This window comes from Duganella alba, assembly GCF_009674495.1.
Classification (GTDB): domain Bacteria; phylum Pseudomonadota; class Gammaproteobacteria; order Burkholderiales; family Burkholderiaceae_D; genus Rugamonas; species Rugamonas alba.
This window is the reverse complement of sequence record NZ_WKJN01000004.1, coordinates 40808-67084: the sequence shown is the minus strand read 5'-3', so window position 1 is coordinate 67084 and position 26277 is coordinate 40808. Positions and strand designations below refer to the sequence as shown.

At 64.9% G+C, this 26277-nt stretch carries 18 protein-coding genes; 5 read left to right on the top strand and 13 right to left on the bottom strand.

All coding sequences use genetic code 11. From position 1 onward, the window contains the following. Positions 1-28: 28 nt before the first annotated feature. Both GJ695_RS05075 and GJ695_RS05070 read right to left on the bottom strand, forming a co-directional pair. Positions 29-652: a response regulator gene (locus GJ695_RS05075; protein ID WP_154362526.1), complete on the bottom strand. Its 624-nt coding sequence runs from the start codon at positions 650-652 to the stop codon at positions 29-31. A 112-nt stretch (positions 653-764) separates the two neighbouring features. Then, positions 765-1406 (bottom strand): phosphohydrolase, encoded by a 642-nt coding sequence (locus GJ695_RS05070; protein ID WP_166455172.1) that lies wholly within the window; start codon positions 1404-1406, stop codon positions 765-767. A gap of 97 nt (positions 1407-1503) precedes the next feature. On the opposite strand from GJ695_RS05070, the gene GJ695_RS05065 reads away from it, so the two are divergent. Further along, entirely contained in the window at positions 1504-4605 is a 3102-nt protein-coding gene (locus tag GJ695_RS05065; RefSeq protein WP_154362524.1) for an NAD(P)-binding protein, read from the top strand. Here GJ695_RS05065 and GJ695_RS05060 read toward each other — a convergent pair. Genes GJ695_RS05060 through GJ695_RS05050 form a run of 3 tightly spaced genes read right to left on the bottom strand, consistent with a single transcriptional unit; the run spans position 4602 to position 6152 of the window. Further along, a complete protein-coding gene (locus tag GJ695_RS05060; protein WP_154362522.1) occupies positions 4602-5192 on the bottom strand; it encodes a GNAT family N-acetyltransferase in 591 nt (196 codons plus the stop codon). The genes GJ695_RS05065 and GJ695_RS05060 overlap by 4 nt on opposite strands. Next, positions 5189-5770 carry a helix-turn-helix domain-containing protein gene (locus GJ695_RS05055; RefSeq protein WP_154362519.1) on the bottom strand — a complete coding sequence of 194 codons (582 nt, stop codon included), beginning with the start codon at positions 5768-5770 and terminating at the stop codon, positions 5189-5191. The genes GJ695_RS05060 and GJ695_RS05055 overlap by 4 nt, the downstream gene beginning before the upstream one ends. A 55-nt stretch (positions 5771-5825) precedes the next feature. Beyond that, positions 5826-6152: a hypothetical protein gene (locus tag GJ695_RS05050; protein WP_154362517.1), complete on the bottom strand. Its 327-nt coding sequence runs from the start codon at positions 6150-6152 to the stop codon at positions 5826-5828. 152 nt (positions 6153-6304) lie between these two features. On the opposite strand from GJ695_RS05050, the gene GJ695_RS05045 reads away from it, so the two are divergent. After that, positions 6305-7381, top strand: coding sequence for a flavodoxin family protein (locus tag GJ695_RS05045; RefSeq protein ID WP_154362515.1), 1077 nt, complete (start codon positions 6305-6307; stop codon positions 7379-7381). A gap of 20 nt (positions 7382-7401) precedes the next feature. On the opposite strand, the gene GJ695_RS05040 is transcribed toward GJ695_RS05045, so the two are convergent. The 3 genes from GJ695_RS05040 to GJ695_RS05030 form a co-directional block, all read right to left on the bottom strand. Then, positions 7402-8061, bottom strand: coding sequence for a class I SAM-dependent methyltransferase (locus GJ695_RS05040; protein WP_154362513.1), 660 nt, complete (start codon positions 8059-8061; stop codon positions 7402-7404). A 57-nt stretch (positions 8062-8118) separates the two neighbouring features. After that, complete coding sequence (locus GJ695_RS05035) at positions 8119-9498, bottom strand: MFS transporter (protein ID WP_154362511.1); 1380 nt, start codon at positions 9496-9498, stop codon at positions 8119-8121. Positions 9499-9567: 69 nt separating this feature from the next. Then, a complete protein-coding gene (locus tag GJ695_RS05030) occupies positions 9568-12366 on the bottom strand; it encodes a hybrid sensor histidine kinase/response regulator (protein WP_154362509.1) in 2799 nt (932 codons plus the stop codon). Positions 12367-12468: 102 nt separating this feature from the next. On the opposite strand from GJ695_RS05030, the gene GJ695_RS05025 reads away from it, so the two are divergent. Beyond that, entirely contained in the window at positions 12469-13098 is a 630-nt protein-coding gene (locus GJ695_RS05025) for a LysE family translocator (RefSeq protein WP_154362507.1), read from the top strand. A 130-nt stretch (positions 13099-13228) separates the two neighbouring features. Here the strand turns inward: GJ695_RS05025 and GJ695_RS05020 are convergent, their stop codons facing one another. Then, positions 13229-13912: a YceI family protein gene (locus GJ695_RS05020; protein WP_154362505.1), complete on the bottom strand. Its 684-nt coding sequence runs from the start codon at positions 13910-13912 to the stop codon at positions 13229-13231. Positions 13913-14264: 352 nt separating this feature from the next. Beyond that, positions 14265-16922: a M1 family metallopeptidase gene (locus tag GJ695_RS05015; protein ID WP_154362504.1), complete on the bottom strand. Its 2658-nt coding sequence runs from the start codon at positions 16920-16922 to the stop codon at positions 14265-14267. A 118-nt stretch (positions 16923-17040) separates the two neighbouring features. Between GJ695_RS05015 and GJ695_RS05010 the strand changes: the two genes are divergently transcribed. Next, positions 17041-17709: a glutathione S-transferase family protein gene (locus GJ695_RS05010; protein WP_154362503.1), complete on the top strand. Its 669-nt coding sequence runs from the start codon at positions 17041-17043 to the stop codon at positions 17707-17709. After that, complete coding sequence (locus tag GJ695_RS05005) at positions 17706-18332, top strand: glutathione S-transferase family protein (protein WP_154362502.1); 627 nt, start codon at positions 17706-17708, stop codon at positions 18330-18332. The genes GJ695_RS05010 and GJ695_RS05005 overlap by 4 nt, the downstream gene beginning before the upstream one ends. Positions 18333-18367: 35 nt before the next feature. On the opposite strand, the gene GJ695_RS05000 is transcribed toward GJ695_RS05005, so the two are convergent. The 3 genes from GJ695_RS05000 to GJ695_RS04990 are packed head-to-tail and all read right to left on the bottom strand — an operon-like array spanning position 18368 to position 26100. After that, on the bottom strand, positions 18368-19333 hold the full coding sequence (locus GJ695_RS05000; protein ID WP_229260473.1) for a CheR family methyltransferase: 966 nt from the start codon (positions 19331-19333) through the stop codon (positions 18368-18370). After that, positions 19333-24228: a hybrid sensor histidine kinase/response regulator gene (locus GJ695_RS04995; protein WP_154362501.1), complete on the bottom strand. Its 4896-nt coding sequence runs from the start codon at positions 24226-24228 to the stop codon at positions 19333-19335. Before GJ695_RS04995 ends, GJ695_RS05000 begins: the two co-directional genes overlap by 1 nt. A 3-nt stretch (positions 24229-24231) precedes the next feature. Then, entirely contained in the window at positions 24232-26100 is a 1869-nt protein-coding gene (locus tag GJ695_RS04990) for a putative bifunctional diguanylate cyclase/phosphodiesterase (protein WP_166455173.1), read from the bottom strand. Positions 26101-26277 lie beyond the last annotated feature (177 nt).

The window sequence follows — 26277 nt, the reverse complement described above, 5'->3', positions numbered from 1 at the left end:
CGCGTTGCCGCTGCTACTCGGCTAAAGGTCAGTTCAGGTGGACCAGGCCGCGTTTGGCGGCCACCATGGCGGCCTCGGTGCGGGTGCAGACGTTGAGTTTGGCCATGATGCTCTTGACGTGGAACTTGACCGTGCCGACGCCGATGCCGGCGGCGCGCGCGATGACCTTGTTGCTCATGCCGGTGGCCAGGTGGATCAGGATGTCGCGCTCGCGCGGTGTCAGCTGGTTGGCGTGGATGCGGCTGGCCAGCCTGACGGCCAGTTCCGGCATCATGAATTTCTTGCCTTGCAAAACAGCGTGGATGCAGGTCATCAGGTCGGCCAGCGCGGCGCTTTTCAGCATGTAGGCGTGGGCGCCGGCGCGCATGCTGCGGTCGGCGTCTTCCTCGCCGTCATGGCCGCTGAGGACGATGACCTTGGCGTCCGGGCGGCGGGCGCGGATGCGGCCGATGGCTTCGACGCCGTCGCAGTCCGGCATGTTCATGTCCATCAGCACCAGGTCCGGCTGCAGGCGTTCGCACATCTCCAGCGCCTGGCTGCCGTTGCAGGCCTGGCCCAGCAACGTGAATTTGCCATCGGATTCAATCATGGCAGCCATGCCGGCGCGGATCAGCGGGTGGACATCGGCGATAACGACGGAAGCGGTATTCATGGTCTGGCTCCAGGTAAGGTTGATGAAGTCATTTTCGTCAACCTTGGCCGGGCCGTATAGCTATACATTGGTATAGGCGAGTACATCCTTCAGAAGTATGGAAGCGCTCGCATCAATCGCTGTTTGCCTTCAGGCGGTCCAGTTCGGCGAGGAAGCGCTCGGCGGCGAGGGCGGGCGGCCAGGGTTCCCAGGCGATGCCGCCGTAGATGGCTTGCAGCGGGTCGTCGTGCAGCGGCGGCACGGCGATCTTCAGCGTCTGCTGTACTTCTTTTGCGGACCAGCCGGCGATGTGCACCGCTTCGCTGGCGGCGGCCAGGCGGTCGGCCAGCTTGTGGGCGGCGTGCTCCTTCGGCGTCCAGCCGGGCAGGCCGTAACGAAGAAACACGGCCGCTTCCAGTTTCTGTGACAGGGTCTTGAACGCGTCGCCGAGGAAGGGCTTGAGCGGCGAGATGCAGTCGAAGCCGAGCAGGCCTTCCTCCGCGTCATGCAGCAGCTCGCGCAGCGCCGACACCGGCGGCAGCGTCAGGCCCATGGCGGTACATGCGGCCGCGCGCACGTGCATCACCGTCAGCGAATGCTGCGCCACCGACAGCGGCAACGGCCACGCCGAATGTCCGCCCCAGCGGTAGGTGCGCGCCAGGCCCAGCGCAAGGTCGCTGTCGTCCCAGTCGAAAGGTGTGGGATCGAGCAGGTCCAGGCGGCGTCCGGACGGCATGCGCACCCACGCGCGTTGTTCATGTTGTTCTCTGCCCATGGCGTCATTTTACACGCTCATCCGTGGATTTATTTTTGGCAACTGTGCTGAATTTGAAATACACTTGTGGCATCGGTTTAACTCTTCCTTCCATGCCATGGCGACCAGACCTTCGTATATTTACCAGGGCGGCTCGGTGATGATGCATTCACCGCTGCAGTTGAAAAACTCCGAGATGTACGGCTTTTTCGTCAAGGGCGACCTGGCGAAACTGCAGTCCACGCTGGACGGCACGCTGAACGCGGTGGCCGGCCAGCGCATGACGTTCAAGGCGATTTCGCCATATGTGCTGATCACCTTCACGCAGGTGAACCATGCCGATTCGGCGGCGCCGGTCGATCACGCGAAGGGCTGGATCACGGAGATCGATATCGTCACCTGGATCATGGTCGGCGCCATGGACGACGACGGCAAGCTGGCGCACATCTACTACTATCCGGCGCACATCTTCGTCGATGACGCGATGGCGCTGATTAACGGCCGTGAGCTGTTCGGCTATCCCAAGTATTTGTGCGAATACGAGATCGACGCGCAGCGCTGCGCGCTGTCGGCCAAGGGCTTCCATCCGTTCTCGCCGGAGACGAAGATCGCCATGCATCCGCTGCTGGAGGTGACCGCCACGCGGCAGACGGACGGCGAGAAGGAAGTCAGCAGCCTGCTGGAGCTGATCGAGCAGGCGATCGAGCTGTTCCTGTCGATTCCGGATTTCTTCAACATGGACGTCGCCGGTTGGGAGGACATCATTTCGCTGCTGCGCAATCCGCGTATCGATCAGATCTTCCTCAAGCAGTTCCCGGACAGCGCGGGGCTGAAGGCGGTGTACCAGGCCATCCTTGCCGCGCCGGCCACGATCGAGAAAATCCACAGCGGCAAAGTGCTGGGCTACGAATACCAAGCCGTGCTGCACGCCTTCGACAGCTTCCCGCTCAACGAGACGCTTGGCCTGCAACTCGGTGCACAGCAGGCCATCCTGCCGTACTACCTGAACTTCGACTTCACCGCGCAGCCGGGCGAGGAGTTGGTGGACAATTCATCGATCGCACCGCAGAAGGTCGCGATCCTGGGCGGCGGCGTCAGCGCCATGACCACGGCCTATTACCTCACCGAGCAGCCGGGCTGGCAGAACAACTACGACATCACGGTCTACCAGCAAGGCTGGCGGCTGGGCGGCAAGGGCGCCAGCGGCCGCAATGCCCAATATGGCCAGCGCATCGAGGAGCATGGTCTGCACATCTGGTTCGGTTTCTATTCGAATGCGTTCAAGATGATCAAAGCCGCTTACGCAAGCCTGGAGCGGCCGCCCGGCGCGCCGCTCGCCACCTGGCGCGACGCCTTCAAGCAGCAGGACTACGTGGCCTTGTCCGAGAGCGTCGGCGGCCAGTGGCGCAACTGGTCCATCGTCTTTCCGACGCTGCCGGGCGAGCCGGGCGAGGGCGATCAGAAAATCACGCTGTGGCAGATGGCCGTGGCCATGGTCGGCTGGATCGAGCAGTGGATACGCAGCCTGGATAATCTCACAAGGGAGATGGAGCTGCCGCCGCACCCGCACCACACCGGCGTCATTCCTGACTGGTTATACCATCTGGCCGAAGGCGTGACGTCATCGGCGCACGAATTGCTGGATGACGTGTCGCTGCTGGCCGGCGCCTTGTCCGGCATGGTGTTCAACATGGCGGAAGACGCCAGCGAGGGCCAGCACCTGGCGCTGGCCGGCGCCATGGCCGGGGTGCGCGGCAAGCTGCATGCGCGCTACGGCAAGTTGATCGCCAACGCCGACGGCGACGTGGTGGACGATATCCGCCGCCTGTTCATCTGCCTCGATCTCGGCATCACGGTGATGAAGGGCGTGTTTGAGGATGGCGTGATCAGGCATGGCTTCGACGTCATCAACGATATCGACTTCCGCGACTGGCTGCGCAAGCATGGTGGTGACGAGCAGCTATGCGTGCAGTCGGCGCCGGTGCGCGGTTTCTATGACCTGATCTTCGCCTACGAGGGCGGCGCGTTCGACAAGCCGAACGCGGAAGCCGGCACCATGCTGCGCGCGATGGCGCGTATCGGCCTGGCCTACAAGGGCGGCATCATGTTCAAGATGCAGGCCGGGATGGGCGACACCATCTTCACGCCAATGTATCAGGCGCTGTTGAATCGCGGCGTCAAGTTCCAGTTCTTCCACAAGGTCGAGGAGCTGGTGCCGGACGGCGCGCAGATCGGCAGCATCCGCATGACGCAACAGGTGCAGCTGGCCGGCGACGCCTACGATCCGCTGGTGCCGGTGAAAGGCCTGGATTGCTGGCCGAGCGAGCCGCTGTACGGCCAGATCGATCCGGCACAGGCCGCGCTGTTGCAGGAGCAGGGCATCAACCTGGAATCGCATTGGACCGATTGGCCGCAGGTGTATCGCGACGCCTTCGGCAAGGAGCTGCCGGCGGTCACGCTGAAGCGCGGCGTCGATTTCGACCAGGTGGTGTTCGGCATTTCGATCGGCTCCCTGCCGGTGCTGTGCCCGCAGTTGCTGGCGCAAAGCCCGGCGCTGCTGGCCACGTCCGAGAAGGTGCAGACGGTGGCGACGCAGGCCTATCAGGTCTGGCTGGACAGGGACTTGGCGCAAATGGGCTGGGCGAATCAGCCGAAAGGGCCGCAGCCGGTGCTCAGCGGCTTCACCGAACCGTTCGACACCTGGGCGCCGATGGATCAGCTGCTGGTGCGCGAGGATTGGCCGGCGCCGCTGGACCCGCGCAATGTGTCCTACTTCTGCAGCGCGCTGCCGGTGGAGAGCTATCCGCCGGTGAGCGACCACGGTTTCCCGCAGCGGATGGCGCAGGTGGCGAAAGAGGGGGCGATTCACCAGTTGAGCAAGGAGATCGCGTCGCTGTGGTCGGCCGCCGGTCCGGCAGGCGCGTTCCCCTGGCAATGGCTGGTGGACGGCAGCGAGGCCACCGGCGTGCAGCGTTTCGATGCGCAGTACTGGCGCGCCAACGTCGATCCGTCCGAGCGCTATGTGATGTCGGTGGTGAACAGCACCCGGTATCGTCTGCGCACCGATCAATCGGGCTTTTCCAACCTGTTCCTGACGGGCGACTGGATCAAGACCGGCATCAATGCGGGCTGCGTGGAGGCGGCGGTGATGGCCGGCATGCAGACCTCGCGCGCGATCAGCGGTTATCCGGTAGTGATCGAGGGCGAGACCGACTTTTAAAGCTGCTTGTGGAAGAAGGTGGTGCCGCATAAGGCGCCATCCGGCATCAGCGCGAAGTTTGGCACCGTGCCGACGGTCTGCCATCCGGCGCGCTGGTAGAGGCGCTCGGCGTCGCCACCGGTGACGGTGTCCAGCACCAGCACGGTCTTGCCTTCTTGGCGCGCGGTCTGGTGGACGGCGGCCATCAGCTGCGCGGCCACGCCACGGCGGCGTGCATCGCGGTGGACCAGCATCTTGGCGACGTCGGCGCGGTGCGGCTGGTTGTCCGGCTGCGCGGTGATGAGCTGGACGGTGCCGATGATGCGGCCCGCTGCCGTTTCCGCCACCAGCAGCACGCGCTCCTTGCGCGCCGCGCCGTGCAGCACGCCGCGCCAGAAATCCAGCGCCTTCGCGCGCGGCAGTGGCAGCATGAAGCTGACCGATGCGCCGCCTTCCACGCAGTCGAGCAGAACGTCGGCCAGCGCTTCGGCCAGCGCGTCGGCGCGCGTGTGCGCTTCGTCAGCGCTGATACGGCGGACAGCGATCGTCGGCGCGCTTGCCTCGTCGGCGCGTCCGGAGCTCATGACGGCTGGCGTGCTTACATTCATTGGCTTCTCCTGTTGGCCGGTTGACTGGTCAGCGCGACCAGATAACGCGCCTGCTTGCGGGTGGGATTGTGGTAGACGATGTGACGGTCCAGGCGCATCGCCAGCGTGTCGCCGGCCTCCAGCCGCCATTGCTGCTCGCCGACGCCGATTTCCATCGCGCCTTCGATCATCCAGATCTGCTGGTGAATGTCGGCGTTGTGCGGCACGCTGTCATAGGCGACGCGCTGGCCGGCGGGGAACGCCACGTCCACCAGTTGCAGTGGTGATGGCGCGGACGGCGACAGGCTGCGGCGCATGTAGCCGGAGCCGGGATCGGTCCATACCGGCTGCTCTGCCGCGCGCATGACCGGCGACGGTTCGGCTTCAGCGCTTTTATCTTCGAACAGCGCGGCCAGCGCCACGCCGAGCGCGCTGGCGAGTTTATCCAGCACGGCAGCGGTCGGGCTGCTTTCGCCACGTTCAATCAGGGAGATGTTGGAACGGCTGACGCCACTGCGCGACGCCAGCGCGTCGAGAGACAGGCCGTGGGCGTCGCGCAGTTCCCGCACGCGGCGGGCAATGAGAAGATTGATGTCCATGGATTTCCATTTTACAGGAAATCCATGTCCAGTAAACTGGAATAAGCGCTGTTGATCAGCGTTTGCGGTCGCGATTGGTGTCGGTGGAGTCGTCGCCGCGCGCACCGGCGTTCTTGTCGCGGTGGGTGGCGGCGGTGGCAGCGGCTGCTGCGCTTTGCTCGTTGCGCTGGTCGGCGCGGTTGTGGTTATCCTGGCGCAGCGCGCGCTCCGACTGTTCTTTCGGGTCGTGCTGCAAATTGCCCGGCGGCGTGTCGTTGCCCGGATGGCCGGTGGCGTGGTTGCCGCTTTCCGACATGCCCTGCTGTTTGGGATCGTAACCTTCCTGCGGCATATTGGCGCCTGGCTTGAAGCCGCGTGGATCGGGTTTGTTGGACTGGCTCATGATGGTCTCCTTTGAAAAGATTGCAGGTACATGCTATGCCGCCTCGGCCATGACCGCAGTAGGTGTACGCGCCGTGGGCGTGTAGGAGTGTGCGTGAGCGAACGGAGCATCGCCGGAGCGCGTGCCAAGCTGGCTTATCATATGGAGGTCACATGGCGGAACCAGAGGTAAGGCAGGGCCAGGCGCCGGAGAAGTTGGAGCGCCAGGAGTTCAAATTGCAGTTCATGCGCTCGTTCAAGGATCCGAACTTCGAGCCGGTGCAGGCGGCGCTGGCACAGGTGGAGGAGATCGCGTGGCACAATTATCAGGACAGCCGCAAATCGCCGATTACGCAGAAGGCGGGCAGCGAGTTCGCCGATCCCGATTACGATCTGTCGGTGGAGTGGAAGGCGACGCGCGACCGCCTGCTGGCGGCCGAGCAGCGCCAGAAAGATCCGCAGACGCGTTCGCGCGTGCTGCTGATTATCGGCGCGGCGCGCAACGACGGTTCCTGCCCCGGCGAGATCTCCAAGACGTATCGCATGAGCTTATGGGCCAGGGAAGCGCTGGCTGAAGCGGATATCGAAGCCGATGTGCTGGACCTGAGCCTGCTCACGTCCAGCTACGATCTGCACATCCATCCCTGCAAAGGCTGCTTGTCGACCGCCATGCCCTTGTGCCACTGGCCGTGCAGCTGCTATCCGAACCACGGCGAGCGCCAGACCAATGACTGGATGGCGGAGATCTACGAAAAATGGGTGGCGGCGCACGGCGTCATCATCCTGACGCCGACCTACTGGTATCAGGCGCCGTCGGTGCTGAAGCTGATGATCGACCGGCTGGTCTGCGCGGACGGCGGCAATCCCGATCCCACCACCACGCACGGCAAGAAGGCGGCGGAGGCCAAGCAGCTGGAACTGGCCGGCTGGGACTATCCCAAGCACCTGTCGGGCCGCGCCTATGGGCTGGTGGTGCACGGCGACGTGGCCGGCATCGAGGGCCTGCGCCGGGGCCTGGCCGACTGGCTGGACTGGATGGGATTGATCGACGCCGGCAAGCAGTCGGCGCTGGACCGCTATGTGGGCTATTACGAATCCTATGCCGGGAGCCATCTGGTGCTGGACAAGGATGAGAAGTTCCAGCAGGAGGTGCGCAACGTCGCGCGTTCGGTGGCGGTGGCGGTGCGGCAGCTGCGCGCCGGCCTTCTGAACAAGCCGGATGAGGATATCGAACCGGCGCGGCCGAAATAGCCGACGGCCCCTGCGCAGCGCTAGCGCTTGCGCGCCAGGGTCACGCCATCGCTGATCGGCAGCAGGGAGATGTCGACGCGATGGTCCTCGCGCAGCTTGATGTTCAGCGCTTGCAGCGCGGCGGTATCGTCGTTGTCGGCGCGGGCGGTGACTTTACCCTCGCGCAGCGTGTTATCCAGCACGATCAGGCCGCCGGGGCGCACCAGCTGCAAACAGCTTTCGTAGTAGGCGTCGTAGCCGACCTTGTCGGCGTCGATGAAGGCGAAGTCGTACAGGCCGGCCTCGCCGTCGGCGAGCAGCGCCTGCAGCGTTTCCAGCGCCGGCGCCAGGCGCAGGTCGATCTTGCCGGCCACGCCGGCCTGCTGCCAGAACGGCTTGGCGACGCTGGTGTATTCATCGCTGATGTCGCAGGCCACCAGCCGGCCTTCCGGCGGCAGCGCCAGCGCCACCGACAGCGCGCTGTAGCCGGTGAAGACGCCGACTTCAATCGCGTTGCGGGCGCCCATCAGCTTGACCAGCAAGGCCATGAACTGGCCTTGTTCCGGCGAGATCTGCATGCTGGCGCGTTCGTGGCCGCGGGTGGCGGCGCGCAGCGCGGTCTGCGCCGGATGCTCGCGCAGCGAATGCGCGAGCACGTAGTCGTACAGTGTATCGGTCAGGTTAAGCGTGCGGTTGGACATGCTGACGTCTCCTCATTCATTTGCCGGAGAGTGTAGCAGCGTCCGCGCAAACGCGGCTCACAGTTCGTTGGACACGACCAGCCGCGAGAAGCTGGCGACGCAGGCCACGCCCGCAAACACCGCGCCCAGGATCAGCGCATACGAGGTGCCGCGTGTGGCCGACAGCGTGAAGCAGTAGGCCACCAATGCCGCGCCGCTGGCCTGGCCGATCAGACGCGCGGTGGCGACGATACCGCTGGCGCCGCCCGCGCGGGCCGGCGGCGCGCTGCCCATGATCGCCTTCAGATTCGGCGCCTGGAAGAAGCCGAAGCCGATGCCGCACCACGCCATGCGCCAGCCGATGTCCAGCACCGAGGGATTGGACGGCAGCATCAGCATGGCCACCAGGCCGGAGGACAGCAGCGCGGTGCCGATACCGCCCAGCACACCGGCCGGATACCGGTCGCTCAGGCGGCCGGCAATCGGCGCCATCACCGCCACCAGCACCGCCCATGGCGTCATCAGGAAGCCGGTTTCGATCGGCGAGCGGCCCAGCGTGGTCTCGAAATAAAACGGCAGCGAGACGAAGGCCAGGCCCTGGGCGGCAAACGTGCACACGGCCGTCAGCGCCGACAGCGTGAACAGCGGGCGCTTGAACAGGTCCACCGGCAGCATCGGCGCGGCGTGGCCGGCCTGGCGGCGCAGCAGCAGGCCGAAGAAAATCAGCGTGGCGATCACTTCCGGCAGCAGCTTGTGCCAGCCTTCCTGGTGGGCGGCGTCGCCGAAGGTCAGGATCAGCAGGCCGAAGGCAAATACGTTGAGGATGGCGGTGGGCGCGTCGATCTTGTGGCTGGCGCGGTGCGTGTGCGGCAGCACGCGGCGGCCCAGCGCCACGGCAACCACGCCCAGCGGCACGTTGATGGCGAATAGCCAGGGCCACGAGGCGACGGCCAGGATCAGCGATGCGGCCGTGGGGCCGACCGCGAAGCCGACCGCCACCACCAGCGAATTGAGGCCGAAGCCGTGGCCGTGCAGCTTGGCCGGGAAGATGGCGCGCACCATGGCGGTGTTCACGCCCATCATGGCGGCGCCGCCGATGCCCTGGAACAGGCGCGCGATCACCAGCGACGGCAGCGACCAGGCCAGCGCGCAGGCCAGCGAGGCGGCGGTGAACATGGCGATGCCGAACAGGCACACGCGCCGGTAGCCGATCACTTCACCGAGGGCGGCGAACGGCAGCAGCGTGGCCACCATGGCCAATTGATAAACGTTGACGATCCATACCGAGGCGGCGGGCGTGGTGTGCAGCTGGTCGGCGATGGCGGGAAGGGCGGTGTTGGCGATGGCGGTGTCCAGCGCGGACATGCCGACGCCGATGGCGACCGACAGCATGGCAAGCCGCCGCGCATCGGGCGGCAGGCCGTCGCGCGCAGCCAGCGCGCTATCAGGAGTGTTCATGGATTTTCCGATGCATGAGAACGAAGCCCTCCATTGTCGCGGAAAACGCCAAACTTTGCTGAACCGGGTTCAGGCGCTGCGCAGGTCGGCGCAGGCCTTGTCCAGCGCCGCTTCGACGCCCGGCAGCATGTCGATCACTTCCACCAGGTCGCCGGCGCTGGCGGCGGCTTCCATTTCGTGGCACAGCGAGTGCAGGTGCGGCGAGTTCAGGTAGCCGGCGCTGCCTTTCAGCGCGTGGATCGCCGCTGCCGCCGCGCCGGCGTTGCCGGCCACCACCGCCGCGCGCGCCGTCTCCAGCCGGCGCGGCGCCTCGTCCAGGAAGGCTTGCGTGATGCGCTGCATGTGTTTGTGCGACAGGCCGGCCAACGGCATGATCTGCACCGTGTCGGCCGTCGCCGCCTCACCGGCGGCGGTTTCCGGCGCCACGCCGAACTGCCGGTCCAGCGATTCCAGCTGCGCGACATCGGTCGGCCGCAGCGGCCGGCCACGGCTCAGGTGCTGAGCGATGACTTTCTCGACCTGGTCGTACAGCAGCCGCTCGTCCACCGGCTTGCTGAGGAAGCCGTCCATGCCGCCGGCCAGGTAGCGCGCACGATCGTGGTCGCTGGCGTTGGCGGTCAGCGCGATCACCGGCACGTCCGGATCGAGCACGCGGTAATCTTCGTTGCCGCCGGCGCGGATCAGGCGTGTGGCCTGCTCGCCGTCCATCATCGGCATGCGGCCGTCCATCAGCACCAGGTCGTAGGCGGCGCTGCTCAAGGCGTGCAGCGCCTGCAGTCCGTTTTCCACGATGCGGATATCGTGGCCCATGCCTTCCAGCAGGGTGCTGACGATGATCTGGTTGGTGCGCACATCCTCCGCGCACAGCACCCGCAGGCGATAGGCGTGGTGCGATTTGCGCGGCAGCGTCGACGGATCGATGGCCGGCGCGATGCCCAGTTCCAGCGGCAGCGTGAAGCTGAAGGTGGAGCCGGCGCCGACCCGGCTTTCGACGGCGATCGAACCGCCCATCAGTTCCACCAGTTCCTTGCAGATCGCCAGCCCAAGGCCGGTGCCGCCGTAGCGGCGCGTGGTCGAGTGGTCGGCCTGTTCGAACTTCTGGAACAGCCGTGGCAGCGTTTCCGGCGGGATGCCGGGGCCGGTGTCGCTGATGTCGAAACTGACGCTGGTGCGGCCGTCGGCCGCCTGCAGCGCCGAGGCGTCCAGCCGCACTTCGCCGCGGTCGGTGAACTTGATGGCGTTGCCCAGTAGGTTGAGCAGGATCTGCCGCAGGCGCGTCGGATCGCCGCGCACATAGCGCGGCAGGTCCAGCGCCAGTTCGTAGCGCAGCAGCAGGCTCTTGGCGTCGGCTTGCTGCTGCAGGATGCCGACCGCGTCGTCGATCAGCGCGATCAGGTCGAAGTCCACCGTTTCAATCGACAGCCGGCCGGCGTCGATCTTGGAGAAGTCGAGGATGTCGTTGAGGATGGCCAGCAGCGATTCGCTGTTCTGCAGGCCAATGCGCAGGTACTCTTCGGTCCTGCCGCGCACCGACTGGTCGCGCATGGCGAACTTAATCATGCCGATGACGCCGGCCAGCGGCGTGCGGATGTCGTGGCTCATCGCCGACAGGAAGTCGATGCGGTGGCGGCTGACGATCTCCGCGTGTTCCTTGGCCTCGGTCAGCTGGACCGTGCGTTCCCTGACGCGCTGTTCCAGGTTGTTGCGCAGCAGGCGGATCTGGTCGGCCAGCGCGAACGCCAGCAGCACGCCGTCCAGCGTGCCGCCCAGCAGCGTAAACAGCTGCGCATTGCTGACCAGCGCCGGAATCAGGCCGACGTTGGCCGGCAGGATGAGCAGACCCGGCACCATCAGCGCCACGAAGCCCAGCACGAAGAAGCGCGCCGGATAGTAGCCGCGCCGCCAGACGATGATGCCGCTGGTGAGCGCCATCGACATCCAGATGGTGATGACGATGGTGGCGATGGTGTGGGCGTAACTCAGCGCCAGGAAGCAGGCCGGCATGGTCAGCAGCGGCAGCACGATGTTGATGCGGCTCAGCGCATACAGGCGCGGCGCGGTTTCCTTCAGCTTCAGGAAGCTGGTGTAGAACAGCGTGCTCAGTACCGGCAGCAGGAAGAACGGCACGTAGTGCCAGTGCAGGTCGTGCCATCCGAACAGGTCGGCCGACATGTGGAAGGTCATGCCCCACGCCACCGCGTAGCACAGCACATACATGGAGTAGTACAGCGAGGAGCGGTCGCGCGTGATCGAGTAGATGAAGAAGTTGAACACGGTGAGGGCCAGCAGCGCGCCCACGGAACCGATGATCAGCACATTCTCGCTGGCCACCAGCTGCTGGTAGTCGGTGCGCGGCAGTACCGAGAACACCGGCGTGCGCGCGTAGTAGGGGCTCGAAAAACGGATCAGCACCTGGTAGCGCCGGCCCGGCTCCAGGTCGATGTCCTTGCCGTAGTGGAGCATGTAGGAATGCGGCTGGCGGTATCCGGTTAACATCTGGCGGATGCTGCCGTCCTCGCCGTAGACCTGGATGTCGACCATGTCGATCAGCGTGTCGTTCGGGTCGATGACCCAGTTCGACAGGTGGCTGTCGGCGCGCAGCTCGGCGTACAGCCAGTAGCTGCCGCCCAGCAGATCGACCTTGGCCGCCGGCTTGAGCCGCGCCAGCAGGGCCGGCAGGCCGCTGGCGTTGACCGGATACGGCTCGCCGTTGTCGGCGTACAGCTGTCCGGCCCTGGCAAGGTCGATGCTGGCGTTGGTCAGGGAAATGGGCGCGGCGCCGGCGTGGACGCAGACAGCCAGCAGCAGGAGCAGAGCATAGCGGTGCAGGTACGCGGTCAGGCTGTGGATCGTGCTCGCTTTGCTCATTCGGGTTCCGTGCGCCGACTGTCCAGAAAAGGTAGTGATTGCATTTTAAACGAGAACTTGACGCTTTGGTATGATGTCGGCTTTGCACACCAGGACATTATCTTGCTCATTTCACCAGAACAGTTCATCGGTTTTCTCAGCGCCGCGCTGCTGATTACCATTTCGCCGGGACCGGACAACCTGATGGTGCTCAGCGTCGGCATGTCGCGCGGCCGCCGTCAGGGAATGATGTTTGGCCTCGGCTGCGCGCTGGGCTGCCTGAGTCACACGCTGCTGGCGGCGCTGGGCGTGGGCGCCCTGATCAAGGCGTCGCCGCTGGCGTTCGGCGCGCTCAAGCTGGCCGGCGGCGCTTATCTGGTCTGGCTCGGCGTCGGCGCCTTGCGCAGCCGTGGCGGCGCGCGCGTGGAAGGCGCGGGCTTGCCGGATGAAAGTCTGCGCCGGCTGTTCACCAAGGGCCTGCTCGCCAATATGATCAATCCGAAGGTGGTGCTGTTCTTCCTGTCGTTCCTGCCGCAGTTCGTGGTGGCGTCGCGCGGCGACGCGGCCTGGCAGACGGCGCAACTGGGCCTGGTGTTCACCGCGCAGGCGGTGCTGCTGTTTGGATTGCTGGGATATTTTTCCGGCGCGGTCGGCGCCTGGATCAACCGCACGCCAAGCGCCGGCAAGTGGATGGACCGCGTGGCCGGCGCGATTTTCGTCGGCCTCGGCCTGCGCCTGATGATCGCGCGTTAAAAATCTTTTTCGGGAGCGCGGGATGTCATCATGGCGTCACGCACGGCTGAGATACTGTCTTTGCTCTTTCAAGTCTCTCCCGATTTGAAACCTTTGGCCCGCGCCTTTTCGAAGTGCTGCGGGCTTTTTTTTATCTGGCGCTCAGGTCGAAGCGCAGTTCCATCTGGTCCAGCACCGCCATGGCGCCGCCCATCACGGAAAACGGCGTCAGGCCGAAATCGGTTTGCTTCAGCACCACCGTGCCCTTGACATTGATGACACCATTTTCCTCGCGCAGTTGCACCGGAATATCCAGCGTGCGCGTGACGCCGTGCAGCGTGATGGCGACACGCAGCGGCTGGCCGGCGGCGCTGCGTTCCGCGTGCACGTTCACCAGCGGATAGCGCTCGGCGTCCAGCACCTTGGTCAGCATGTTGTGGCGCGTGCCTTCGATGGCGTCGGCGGAAGGCTGCTTTTCCAGGCCGGCGATCTGGCGCAGGTCTGCTTCATCGATTTTCATCTCGTCGAGACGAAACTGGAAATCCGCGACATTGCGCGAGGGCGTCACGGTGCCGGTAATCGCATGGCTGGCGACCACGTGATCGTGGCCGAGGCGCGCCAGGAGGCCGCCGCGCCGCACGGTGACGGCGATCAGCGAGTGCGCGGAATCGATGCGCAGCGGCGGGCCGGCGTCGGCCGGCAAGGACGCGGCTGGCGCCGGCGCGGCCACGGCCGGCGCGGTCGTTTGCGGCGCGGCGGGCGACGGCAACTGCGAACAAGCGCTCAGCGCACATAACGCTGCAATGACCGGAAATTTAAAGTTGGTGTGCGTCATTTGGCCGTCATATTGTCCAATTATTATCGCTCCCGCTGGTGACAGCGTGCTCCAGTCGACTCCGGGCCCAAGATGGCGCGGATGCCCGCAAAGCATGGCTCAGCAGGCTGGCCGGTGGCCTCAAACACCGGCACCACCCACCTTAATGAAGTTCTAAGCCTGCGCTGTGCGATCGGTGGCAAAGTAGCACCCATAGCGCGAGGTTAAGCCCAGCGCCCGGTTGCCGGACCGTTCAAGCCCGGCACAAATACCGTCCAGACGACACCATAGTCGGCGGACACCCGGACATCCCCACGCTTTCGAGCGTTTTTGTAACCAGCACCATCTCGCGATGGCGCTGGTTTTTTTTTGCTTAGCCCGCGTGCTGCTTGAGCCAGGCGTCAATCTCCGGCAAACGCTTGCTGCGCACCTTGATGCGATACTCGATCGAGGCGATCGCGGTCTTGGTGTCGCCTTGCGCGTCGGCCGGCAGGTACTGCCTGGCGTAGGCTTGCAGCTTGCCGATCATCGCCGGATCGGCCGAACGGCCGCCCAGGCCCGGGAAGTAGCGGCTGCGCGAGGCGATGTCGACGATCTTGTCGACCTTCTCGTGGTTGGCGACGGCGAAGTCGAACGCCAGGTCCGGATGGCTGCCGGACACGCGGCCGATCAGCGCCGGCGCGGTGGTCACGCCCGGTTCATCGGTCAGCGCCAGGTCCAGCGCGCGTTGCGCCAGCGCCTTGTCTTCGGCCGCGCCCAGCAGGCCATACAGCTCGCTCTTGATCATGCTCGATTGCTCGGCCTTGGCGGCGGCGTGCAGCTGTTCCCAGGTGGCGACGTCGGCGTTCGATGCGATCACGCCCAGGATGGGACGGCGCAGCGCGGCCGGCATGGCGGTCTTGTCGGTGGCCGAGGCGGCGTAGCGGCGGCGCGCCTCGGCGATGACCGCCTCGTCGCCCACTTCGCCCAGGGCGCGGATCAGCGTCTCGCGCAGGTTGGCGACCGGCGCGGCCTCATCCTTGCCGGCGGTCCAGCCGACGCGGGCGAACACCGGCGCCAGGCGGGCGCGCGTGAAGCGGTCCAGCGCCGCGCGTTGTTCCGGTTTGCCTTCGTAGCTGTCGTGCAGGCCGGCCAGCACGCCGGCGATCTTCTGCCAGACCTGCGGCGCGGCGTCCACCGGCGCATTGTTGGCCAGGTCCATGAAGCTCGACGCCGGCATCAGGCCGGCCATGCCCAGCGACCAGCTGTCCGACAGCAGGCCCAGTTGGTCGATGGTCGGCATGGTGGCGAAGCTGCCGGCCAGCGCGGCGAAGGACTTCGGCGTGTACAGCGTGCGGTAGTAGCCGCTCTGGCCGGCGTTGACCAGCACCGCGCCGCAGCCCGGCAGCGTCATGCTGGCCTTGCCGCCGCTGACCACGGCGCGCACCGTGGCGCCGCCGACGGTCTGCGCGATGACCGGCACGCGCCAGCTCAACGGCTTCTTGTTTTCCTGGTCCTTGCTGAATTCACCTTGCGTCAGCTGGATGGTGGTCTTGCCGTTCTTGCAGACCGCGTCCGACACGCGGATCAGCGGCACGCCAGGTTGCAGCGTGAAGTCGTGCGCAATCGCGGTCACCGGCTTGTGCGCGGCCTTTTCGACTTCGCGCCACAGATCGTCCGACACCGTGTTGCCATAGGCGTGCTTGGCGATGTAGCTGCGTACGCCGGCGCGCCAGGCGTCTTCGCCCACATAGCTTTCCAGCATGCGGATCACGGACTCGCCCTTGCTGTAGGTGATGCTGTCGAACGCCTGGCTGGCTTGTTCCACGGTGGCGATGCGCTGCACGATAGGGTGGGTGGTGGCCAGCGCGTCGCGCTCCATGGCGCCTTCGCGGGTGCCGACGGCGCGCAGTTCCCATTTCCACTCGGGGTGTAGACGGGTGGTGGTGCGCGATTCCATCCACGAGGCGAAGCCTTCGTTGAGCCACAGGTCGTCCCACCAGGCCATGGTGACCAGGTCGCCGAACCACTGGTGCGCCATTTCGTGCGCAGCCACCAGGAACGAGATTTCCTTGTTCGATTGCGTGGCGACGCGTGGGTCGAGCAGGATCGAGTATTCGAAGGTGAAGATGGCGCCCCAGTTTTCCATCGCGCTGAAGAACTGGCTCTGGCCAGGCGCGGCGATGTTGTCCAGCTTGGGCAGCGGGTATTTGACGCCGAAGTAGTCGTTGTATTCCTTCAGCACGTCGCGCGACGAATCCAGTGCGAACTGCGCCTGGCCCAATGCGCCTTTTTGCGTGACCACGCCCAGTTCCACGCCGTCCTGCACGGCGGTGGCGCGTTCAAACTCGCCCAGGCCGAAGAACAGCAGGTAGGTCGACATCTTCGGCGAGGTGGCGAAGCGCACCAGTTCGCGGCCGTCGGCCAGCTTGGTGGTCGAGGCGACCGGCATGTTGGACACGGCCATCTGGCCGGCCGGGATGGTGGCTTCCAGCGCGAAGGTGGCCTTGTAGAACGGCTCGTCCCACGACGGGATCATGCGGCGCGCGTCGGAGTTTTCGAACTGGGTGTACAGCGCGCGCTTTTTGGCGCCGCCGTTGTCATAATCGAGCGAGAACAGGCCGGAAGCCTGGGTGCCGATCACGCCGGTGTAGTCCAGCTTGAGCTGGTAGCTGCCCGGTTTGAGCTGTTCGGCGAACTGGAAGGTGGCGGTCTGTTTGTCCGCATCCACCTCGATTTTGCTGGCGGCCTGCGTGGCTTTTCCTGGGCCGGCGCTGATGGCGGCGGCGCTGAACTTCAGGTCGGCGGCGTTCAGGGTCAGGCTGCTGGTGGCTTGTTTGATCTCGAGCGCGATCGTGACGCTGGCGCTGAAACTGCTGTTGGCTGCATCCGGCGTCAGCGACACGGCGTAGTGCGTCGGCACGGCGGTGCGGGGAAGCTGGGTGGTGGCCTGCGCCGATTTGGCGGCAGGAGCGGCGGCAACCAGGGTAGGGGAGCCGGCGGAGAAACCCAACAGCGCCATCACGGCGAGCGAAATCAAACTGCGTTGCATGCTTTTCCTTTGTTATGTGGGCCTTGTGGGCAAGCGAGCAATCTACGGCGAACCGGATGCGCTGTCAAATCCCAAATGGGATTATGATCCTGCTACGCTCATTTTTGAGGACAGACACATGATCGATTTGTACACCGCCGCCACGCCCAACGGCCACAAGGTCTCCATCGCGCTGGAGGAGCTGGAACTGGTCTATACGCTGCACGCCCTGGATCTGGCGGCTGGCGAGCAGAAACTGCCCTGGTTCCTGGCGATCAACCCGAACGGCCGCATTCCGGCGATCGTCGACCGCTCGGAGGATAATTTCCCCGTGTTCGAGTCCGGCGCCATCCTCGTCTATCTGGCCGAGAAAACCGGTGAATTGATGCCAACCGACTTCAAGGGCCGTTCGCGCGTGATGCAATGGCTGATGTTCCAGATGGGCGGCGTCGGCCCGATGATGGGGCAGGCCAATGTGTTCCACCGCTACTTCCCGGAAAAGATCCAGCCGGCCATCGACCGCTACCAGGGCGAAAGCAAGCGCCTGTTCCGCGTGCTCGATGCGCACCTGGCCGACCACGAATACCTGGCCGGCGATTATTCGATCGCCGACATCGCCAACTGGGCCTGGGTGCGCACGCACGACTGGTCCGGCGTGACGGTGGACGATCTGCCGCATTTGCAGCGCTGGATCGCCGCGATCGCGGCGCGGCCCGCGGTGCAGCGCGGGATCATGCTGCCGCCGCGCGCGGAGCGCACCGATCCCACCACGGTCCGCACCATGCTGGAAACGGGGCAGTCGCGATGAAATTCTATACCTCATCGCGCGCACCGAATCCGCGCCGGGTCGCCATGTTCATCGCCGAAAAAGGACTGACGGATATCGAACAGGTGCAGATCGATATCGGCGCGGCGCAGCATCGCAGTGCCGAGTACCTAGCGCTCAATCCTTTCGGCCGCGTGCCGGCGCTGGAGCTGGACGATGGCCGCGTGCTGTGCGAAACGCGCGCCATCTGTTCGTGGCTGGAGGGCTACGCGCCGGAGCCGAACCTGATGGGCGACGGCTTCGACGAACGGGCTTTCATCGAGATGACCGACCGGCGCGTGGAGCTGCACCTGTTCTACGGCATCGCCAACTGCGTGCGGCATACGCATCCGGGACTGGCGGCGCTGGAGCAGCCGCAGTTTCCGGAATACGGCGCGGCGCAGGGCGAGAAGATGCGCGAGACGGCGCGCTGGCTCGATCAGACCTTGTCTGCGCAGCCGTTCGTGGCGGGGCAGCGCTTCACCATTGCCGATATCACGGCGTTCTGTGCGCTGGAGTTCGGGCGCGGTCTGATGCGCTTCCGGCCGGGGCAGGAGGGTTTCACCCACCTGCAGGCGTGGCGCGACCGTATCGCCGAACGGCCCAGCGCTTCAACCAGCTATTGACCGTCATTCCCGCCTGCGCGGGAACGACGTGGGTGTCAGGCCACGCGCTTGTACCACGACTGGTGCGCCAGCAGCGGCTTGTAATGGCGCGACAGGGCGTCGTGGTCGTCCAGTGGCCGGTCCAGCGCGAGCATGCCGAACGGCGCCAGGCTGTCGTCGAACAGTTGCAGCACGCGCCGGCGCAGCTGCGGACCGAAGTCGGGCAGGGCGCGGTGACCGAGTATCATCTGAAACTCGTTGAACGACGCATCGGTGACCAGGTTGTACTGGGCCCAGGTGATGCGGCTGGCCAGGTGCGGCTTCAGCACCGCGTGCGTGCCGTCTTCATGCACATCGAAATAATCAATCAGCTTGCCGACGCCGCCGCTGCGCACGTAGTTGGCTTGCAGCTCACCGAGGTTGGCCATGGGCAGGCTGGCGTGCCGCGCTTCGTCCAGCATGGTGTCGCTGGCGACCGTGGCGTAGACCTCGGTGCGCGAGGCCAGCTGTTCCTGATCCAGCAGAATGGCCAGGGTCCAGGCCTGCTGGGCGCCGGCGCAATCGGCCAGCCACACGCGCGGCAGCGCGGCGCCGTGCAGGCATACGCCCAGCGACAGGCGCAGCATCGAGATTTCCAGCGCGTTGTCGAACATCAGCGCCGGTTCCACATACAGGGCGCGCAGCAGCTCGTTGTAGCTGGGCTGGTCGTGCAGGATGCGCGATTGCAGCGCGGAGATGGTATGCAGGCCAAGCCGCGAGCGCAGGGCCTGCACCTTGCGGCTGACCACCGCGCGTTCGTAGCCGCGGAAATCGTAGCCGTGGCACTGGAACAGCGCTTCCAGCAGCAGTTCCAGTTCCAGCTCCTCGACGCTGGACGGCGAATGGCGCCGTCCCGTGCCGCCGGACGTGACCAGCACCGGCACGCCGGTTGTCGGCGGCGCGGTCGGCATGGGCGTCACGGCGGGCGGCTCGTCCTCGACGCCGCGCAGCGCCGCTTTGATGGTGGCGATGAGGGAAGACATCAGTGCAGCCACACGCGCATCAGCGACAGCAGCTGGGCCACGTCCACCGGCTTGGTGATGTAGTCCGAGGCGCCGGCGGCGATACATTTATCGCGGTCGCCCTTCATCGCCTTCGCCGTCAGCGTGATGATCGGCAGCGACTTGAATTTCGGGATGCGGCGGATGGCGCGCATGGTGTCGTAGCCGTCCATCTCCGGCATCATGATGTCCATCAGGACGATCTCGATGGTCGGATCGCGTTCCAGCACCTCGATGCCGTCGCGCCCATTCTCGGCGAACGACACCTGCATCTGTTGCCGCTCCAGCAGCGACGACAGCGCGAAGATGTTGCGCAGGTCATCATCGACGATCAGCACCTTGCGTCCCGCCAGGCCGCCTTCGGCCGCGTGGATCTCTTCCAGCATCTTGCGCTGCGCTTCCGGCAGGCTGGCCTGGGAGCGGTGCAGGAACAGCGCCGTCTCGTCCAGCAGCCGCTCGGGCGAGCGCGCATCCTTGATGACGATGGTCTTGGCGTAGCGTTTGAGCTTGGCCACTTCCTTGCGATTCAAGTCCTTGGCGGTGTTGATCACGATCGGCAGGTCGCGCAGCGCCTCGTTCTTGCCGATGATGTCCAGCAGGTCGAAGCCGCTGATGTCCGGCAGCGTCAGGTCCAGCACCATGCAGTCGAAATGCTGCTCGCGCAGCGCATCGAGCGCGGCCTGGCCGGTTTCCACCGCCATGATGTGGATGTCCGAATCGCCGATCAGCGAGATGATGGACTCGCGCTGCGCCGGCTCGTCATCCACCACCAGCAGGCTGCGTTTGCCGCCCAACAGGAATTTCTGGATGCGGCTGAACTCTTCCTGCAAGGCCTCCTTGCTGACCGGCTTATTGAGGTAGGAGATGGCGCCCAGGCGTAGCGCGCGTTCGCGTTCGCGCAGGCTGGACATCACGTGCACCGGAATGTGGCGCGTGCTCGGGTCGCGTTTCAGGCGGTCCAGCACCGTGAAACCGTCGATATCAGGCAGGTCCAGGTCCAGCAGGATCGCCGACGGCAGGTAGTCGCGCGCCAGGCTCAGTGCCGAATCGCCCTGCATGGTGACGATGCCCTTGAAGTTCTTCTCGCGCGCGAAGCCCAGCACGATCTGCGAGAAGCGCTCGTCGTCCTCGATGATCAGCACCGACGGATCGCCCGGCGCCACCAGGCCGCGGTCGTCGCTGCCGCTATATTCGTCCAGGTCCGCATCCAGCTCGCTGATGATGCTGTGGTCCGCCAGCGCCAGTTCACTCTGCGCCGGCGGCGTGTACACCACCTGCGGCGTCGGCGCCGGCAGGCGCACCTGCGGCTGGCGGGTGATGTCGTAGTTGATGAAGCCCGCGCGGTTATACGGCAGGAACAGGGTGAAGGTCGAGCCGCTGCCGACCACCGATTCGACGCGGATCTCGCCGCCCAGCAGACGCGCCAGTTCGCGCGAAATCGACAGGCCCAGGCCCGTGCCGCCGTATTTGCGGGCGGTGGAGCCGTCGGCCTGCTGGAACGCTTCGAAGATCAGTTGCAGCTTGTCCGAGGCGATGCCGACGCCGGTGTCGGTCACCGCGAACGACAGCACCGCGTCCGCGTGCAGCAGGTTCGGGTGGTCGCTGGTGAAGCCGCTGTTGACCAGGCTGATACACAGCGAGACCTGGCCGTGGGTGGTGAACTTGAAGGCGTTGGACAGCAGGTTTTTCAGCACCTGCTGCAGGCGCGTGGTGTCGGTCATCATCGCCGTCGGCAGGCTTTCCTTCAGCTCCACGGAGAAGCCGAGGTGCTTGGCTTCGGCCATGTGGCGGAAGGTGCGGTCGACGTAGTTGCGCAGATTCTGGAAGCGGTACTCCGACACGTCCAGCGTGACGGTGCCGGATTCGATCTTCGACAAGTCCAAAATGTCATTAATCAGCGTCAGCAGGTCGGAGCCGGAGCCGTGGATGGTCTTGGCGAATTCCACCTGCTTGCCGGACAGGTTGCCGTCCGGGTTGTCGCCCAGCTGCTGCGCCAGGATCAGCAGCGAGTTCAGCGGCGTGCGCAGCTCATGCGACATATTCGCCAGGAACTCGGATTTGTACTTGGAGGACAGCGCCAGCTGGGTGGCTTTTTCTTCCAGCGCCAGTTTCGCCTGTTCCACCTCGCGGTTTTTCCGTTCCACCTCGATGTTCTGCTCGGACAGCAGGCGCGCCTTTTCCGCCAGCTCCTGGTTGGTTTGTTGCAGTTCCTGCGCCAGCGACTGCGACTGCGTCAGCAGCGATTCGGTACGGCTGTTCGCCTCAATGGTGTTGAGCACCACGCCGATGGATTCCATCAGCTGGTCGAGGAAGGACAGGTGGGTTTCGGTGAAGCGGTCCAGCGAGGCGATTTCAATCACCGCCTTGACCTGCTGCTCGAACAGGATAGGCAGCACCACGATATTGGTCGGCGGCGCCGCGCCCAGGCCGGACGACACCACGATGTAATCGCGCGGCACGTCGGTCAGCCAGATCCGCACCTTCTCCAGCGCGCACTGGCCGACCAGGCCTTCGCCCGGCAGGAAGGAGGTCGGCAGCTTGCGGCTGGAACGGTAGCCGTAGCTGGCGATCATGCGCAGGCGGGCGTCGGTGTCGCCGGAATCCATCATGTAGAACACGCCGTGGTGCGCCGACACCAGCGGCGCCAGCTCCGACAGAATCAGCTTGGTCACGGCCTGCAAGTCGCGCTGGCCTTGCAGCAGGCGGGTGAAGCGCGCCAGGTTGGTCTTCAGCCAATCCTGCTGCGCGTTCTTCAGCGTGGTGTCTTTCAGGTTGCGGATCATCTCATTGATGTTGTCCTTCAGGTAGGACACCTCGCCGCGCGCTTCCACCTGGATGGAGCGCGACAAGTCGCCGCGCGTCACGGCGGTCGCCACCTCCGCGATCGCGCGCACCTGGTTGGTCAGGTTGGCCGCCAGCTGGTTGACGTTCTCGGTCAGGTCCTTCCAGGTGCCGGCCACGCCGGACACATTGGCCTGGCCGCCCAGCTTGCCTTCCGTACCCACCTCGCGCGCCACGCGCGTCACTTCCGATGCGAAGGAGGACAACTGGTCCACCATCACGTTGATGGTGTCCTTCAGTTCCAGGATCTCGCCCTTGACGTCCACCGTGATCTTCTTGGACAAGTCGCCGCGCGCCACCGCCGTTGTCACCGCCGCGATGTTACGCACCTGGCCCGTCAGGTTGGACGCCATGAAGTTGACGTTGTCGGTCAGGTCCTTCCAGGTGCCGCCGACGCCCGGCACATAAGCCTGGCCGCCCAGCTTACCTTCCGTACCCACTTCGCGCGCCACGCGCGTCACTTCGGAAGCGAAGGAGGACAACTGGTCCACCATCACGTTGATGGTGTTTTTCAGTTCGAGAATCTCGCCTTTCACGTCCACCGTGATTTTCTTCGACAGGTCGCCGTTGGCCACGGCGGTGGTCACGTCGGCGATGTTACGCACCTGGCCGGTCAGGTTACCCGCCATCGAGTTCACGCCGTCGGTCAAGTCCTTCCAGGTGCCGGCCACGCCGGGCACGTTGGCCTGGCCGCCCAGCTTACCTTCCGTGCCCACCTCGCGCGCCACGCGCGTCACCTCGGAAGCGAAGGAGTTCAATTGGTCCACCATCACGTTGATGGTGTTTTTCAGTTCCAGAATCTCGCCTTTCACGTCCACCGTGATCTTCTTCGACAAGTCGCCATTGGCCACGGCGGTGGTCACGTCGGCGATGTTACGCACCTGGCCGGTCAAGTTGCCTGCCATGGAGTTCACCGAGTCGGTCAAGTCCTTCCAGGTGCCGGCCACGCCTTTCACCTGCGCCTGGCCGCCGAGCTTGCCTTCCGTGCCGACCTCACGCGCCACGCGCGTCACCTCGGAAGCGAAGGAGGATAGCTGGTCCACCATCACGTTGATGGTGTTTTTCAGTTCGAGAATCTCGCCTTTGACGTCCACCGTGATCTTCTTGGACAAGTCGCCGTTCGCCACCGCCGTCGTCACCGCCGCGATGTTACGCACCTGGCCCGTCAGGTTGGACGCCATGAAGTTGACGTTGTCGGTCAAGTCCTTCCAGGTGCCGCCGACGCCCGGCACGTAAGCCTGGCCGCCCAGCTTGCCTTCCGTACCGACCTCACGCGCCACGCGCGTCACCTCGGAAGCGAAGGAACGCAGCTGGTCCACCATCACGTTGATGGTGTCCTTCAGTTGCAGAATCTCGCCGCGCACGTCCACCGTGATTTTCTTGGACAAGTCGCCGTTGGCCACCGCCGTGGTCACCTCGGCGATGTTACGCACCTGCGACGTCAGGTTACCCGCCATCGAGTTCACCGAGTCGGTCAAGTCCTTCCAGGTGCCGGCCACGCCTTTCACCTGCGCCTGGCCGCCCAGCTTACCTTCCGTACCCACTTCCCGCGCCACGCGCGTCACCTCGGAGGAGAACGACGACAGCTGTTCCACCATGGTGTTGGCCGTCATCGCCGCCCGCAGGTACTGGCCTTTCAGCGGATGGCCGTCGACTTCCAGCGACATGGTCTGCGACAAATCGCCTTTCGCCACGGCGCCGATCACGCGCGCCATTTCGGAGGTCGGCCGCACCAGGTCGTCGATCAGCGTGTTGACGGAGCTGATGATGGTGGCCCAGCCGCCGGTGGTGTTGGTCATTTCGGCGCGCTGCGTCAGCCGGCCTTCGCGGCCCACCACGCGGCTGACCTCCGTCACCTCGCGCACCATGCGCGCCTTGGTGTCGATGATGTCGTTGAGCGTGTCGGCGATCTTGCCGGCCATGCCGATCCAGTCGGATGGCATGCGCACTGAAAAGTCTCCTTTTTTCAGTGCCATCAGCGTGGAGAGCAGCACCTTTGCGTCCAGTTGCTCGCCCAGGTCGGTCATATTATTCATAGCTTATTCCTCGTTGCTTAGGAGGGAAGGTGAGTTGATAGGGGTATCGCTTGTTTGTTCGAGCAGGCCGGCGGCCGGCAGCGGCGGATAAAACAGTTCGCCCTGGCAGGCGTGGCAGCCCAGCTCCTGCAGCACTTCCAGCTGCTGCCGGGTTTCGACGCTGAGCGCGATCACGCGCATCGACAGCGCTTTCGCCAGGTGCACCACGGCCGCCACGATGTCGGTGCCGCCTTCGTCGTTGCCGATGCCGTGCACGAAGCCGCGGTCGATCTTCAGCGCGTTGAGCTGCCAGCGCTTGCAGGCGGCCAGCGACGAGCGCGCGCTGCCGAAATCGTCCAGCGCGATGTGCACACCCATGCCTTGCAATTGCGTCAGCAGCGGCGCCAGGGGTTCGGTGGGGCCGAGCAGCAGCTTTTCATTGAGTTCGATGCCGATGCTGCCTGACGGCAGGCCGTGCTTGCGCATGGCCGGCAGCAGCGCCTGCGGCAGGTCCGCGTGCAGCTGCGGCGTGGCGAGGTTGATCCAGATGCACAGCGGCGGGCCTTGCACGTTCCGGTTCAGGCTTTGCCACAGCGAGACTTGCGCGCAGCTTTGCGCAACCACCCAGGCGTCGATGCGGTCGAGCAGCGTGCGTTCCTGCACCTGCGGCAGGAATTGCGCCGCTTGCATCAGGCCGCGCAGCGGATGGCGCCAGTACAGCAGCGCCTCGGCGGCCACCACATCGCCGCTGCGCAGGTCGACCTGCGGCTGATAGCGCAGTTCCAGCTGGCCCGCCGCCAGCGCCTTGCGCAATTCCAGCGTCCATTGTTCGCGTTCGCGCTCGCGCACGTTGAGCTCTTCGTGGAAGAACTGCACCGGCGTCGACGTGTGCTGCTTGGCGTGGTACATCGCCGTGTCGGCGTTCTTCATCAGCGCCTGGGCATTGGCGCCGTCTTCCGGGTACAGCGCGATGCCGATGCTGGCCGCGGTCTTCAGGCGATTGCTGCCGATGTCGAACGGCAGCGCGCAGGCCATTTCGATCTTGCGGCCGACGCGCGCGGCGTTGGCCGAGGCGGACTTGCCTTCGATGAGCACCACGAATTCATCACCGCCCAGGCGCGCGACGATGTCGGCCACGCGCACCGACGCCGTCAGCCGCGCCGCCACCTGGCGCAGCAGTTCGTCGCCGGCCTCGTGGCCGTAGGTGTCGTTGACCGGCTTGAATTTGTCCAGGTCGAGGAACAGCAGCGCGAAGCCGACGCCGCTGCGGTCGGCCGTGGCGACAGCATGTTCCAACTGCTGGATCAGTGCGCGGCGGTTGAGCAGGTTGGTCAGCGCGTCGCGCGTCGACAACTCGTGGGCACGCTGTTCCGCCTGTTTGCGCTCCTTGATTTCCTGTTCCAGTTCGGCATTGATGCGCTCCAGGTCTTGCAGGCGCTGCACGCGCAAATCCTGGTTGAGGCGCGCCAGTTCGTCGCTCTTGATGCGCAGCTGCATGTTCTTGGCCGCGATTTCGACAAACACCGCCACCTTGGCTTGCAGAATCTGCGGGATGACCGGCGTGAACAGGTAGTCGGCCGCGCCTTTCTGGTAGGCCTTCAGGCGGTTCAGTTCGTCCGCGTAGTGGGCGGTGATGAAGATGATGGGCGTGCCGGCCGAGCGCGGATGGGAGTGGATCGCTTCGGCCGTTTCAAATCCATCCATGCCGGGCATGCTGACGTCCAGCAGGATCACGGCGAACTCGTGGCGCAGCACGTGGCGCAGCGCTTCCTTGCCCGAGCCGGCACTGATCAGCTCATACAAATGCTGATCCGCCGCGTCCAGCAGCAAGCTTTCCAGGGCATACAGGCTGGCCTGATCGTCGTTGACGAGAAGAACTTTTGGGATCTGCACGGCTGGCTGAGGACGGTAGCGGTTTGGAAGGTAAAAGATACTCTTGTAATGGGTGGAGTCAAGCAATATTGTGCGTTGCGGCACCGCCGTTTTACCAGGTATTTTATCGTTTTAATAACTCTGATTCCAGCTTTTCTAGCCTTAAAAATATTATCGGAATTAAATTTTCCACAGCGC